Source organism: Cupriavidus sp. 05N38 (genome assembly GCF_056397345.1).
Map to the genome: position 1 here is coordinate 1 of NZ_JBFTNF010000155.1, position 1,744 is coordinate 1,744.

The 1,744-nt window shown below is 63.9% G+C and carries 1 protein-coding gene and 1 pseudogene; both read right to left on the reverse strand.

The features are described 5' to 3' along the window. On the reverse strand, positions 1-1,255 hold a 1,255-nt coding region (locus AC1DK4_RS40620), incomplete at its 3' end, for an efflux transporter outer membrane subunit (protein WP_477132265.1). Continuing rightward, positions 1,252-1,744 (reverse strand): annotated as a pseudogene (locus tag AC1DK4_RS40625) (efflux RND transporter periplasmic adaptor subunit); the annotation flags it as partial. The gene AC1DK4_RS40620 and the pseudogene AC1DK4_RS40625, both read right to left, overlap by 4 nt.

A 1,744-nucleotide genomic window follows, 5' to 3' on the forward strand; every position in this document is an offset into this window, starting at 1 on the left:
GCTTCGAGGCTTCGAGCAGGGTGCGTTTGTAGACGATCGCGGCTTCCTGTTGCTGCGCCTCGCGCAGATGCAGCATCCCCTTGAGCTTGCCGCCCTCGAAGATGGGAAGCGAGATCGACGGTCCGACGACAAACTGGCCCGACGCCCAGTTTGCGAGGTTCGAGAGTTGGAGACTCTGGAACCCGGCACTGCCATTTAGCGTGATGCGCGGATAGAAGTCAGCCTTTGCCATGCCGATCGACGCCGTGGCCGCGTGCAGTTGCGCTTCCGCCCTCCTGATGTCCGGTCTGCGCTGCACGAGTTCCGACGGGAAACCGATGGGCACCTCCTTGGGGAGTTCCGGAATGTCACGCACTTCGCCGAGCGCTTGCCGCAGTGCGCCCGGCTCTTCGGCCAGCAACAGTCCGATCGCATTGATGGTGGCCTCGCGACGCGACTCGAGCGTCGGGATCAGGCTTTCGATCGATGCCACCTGTGCGGAAGCATTGGCCACGTCCAGATCCGTCGTGACGCCTTCACGTGCGCGTACCTGCGTGAGCTTGGTGGTGTCACGGGCGATTTCAAGGTTCTGTCCTGCGATCTGTAGCAGGGACTGCGTGTCGCGCAACTCGATATAGTCTCGCGCGAGTTCGGCGCGGGCAGACAGGAGAACCGCGTTCCGGTCCTCGTACGAGGCCGCCGTCAAAGCGGTCGCCGCTTCGACACCGCGTCGCACGCGGCCCCAGATATCGATCTCCCACGACGCATCGAAGCCGAACTGGTACAGGTCGAATGCGGGCGAACCGCTCGAACCCGGCAATGGCGCTACGCCGAGCGGCGCGTCGCCCGATGCCGATTGTGGCTGACTACCTGTCGGGCTGACCCCAAGCAAGGAGAGGATGCCGTTTGGACTTCCGCGCTCGCGGTGATAGGAGGCGGCGCCGTCCAGTGTCGGATATTCAGCGGCGCCGGCCACCCGTTGCGCGGCCCGGCTTTGCCGCAGCCGCGCCGACGCGGCGGCCACGTCCAGGTTCGCATCGGCCAGTTGCTTTTCGAGCGAGTTCAACAGGGGATCGTCGAGCAGTGTCCACCATTCCGAACTGAACTGGGATTCAACCGCCTTGCTCGATGCTTGCGCAGACTGGGCGCGGTCGAAGACGTCGGGGGTGGCCGCGCCCGGACGTTCGAAGTCCGGCCCGACCGCGCAGCCGGCCATCGCGAGGCACGCCAGTATCGCCAGCACCGAGGCGCGGAAAGAGTATTCATTCGCGTTCATTTTCTGTCTGCTCCCTTGGCCAGCATATCGCCACGGCGGCCAACGGCCACTTCCGTTACGACGGAAAGGCCTACGCTCAATTCCGACGCGGCTTGCTGCCCGCGGTCGATGGTGATCTTGACGGGCACGCGCTGGACGATCTTCGTGAAGTTGCCGGTTGCGTTGTCAGGAGCAATAGGCGCGAAGCTCACTCCGGTCGCCGGGGCAAGGCTATCGATATGACCTTGGATCACGACGCCAGGAAGGCTATCCACCTTGATGCGCACGCTGTGGCCAGGTCGCATATTGGTGATCTGGTTTTCCTGGAAGTTGGCGACGACATAGGCGTCGGAGACCGGGACAATCGCGAGAACCGGCGCGCCGGGCGTCACAAATGCGCCGACCCGCGCCGAGCGCCTGCCAACCTTGCCGTCCACCGGTGCATGGATTTCCGTATAGGACAGATTGAGATTCGCCAATTCCTGAGCCGCCTCGGCGCGCATCAACGTG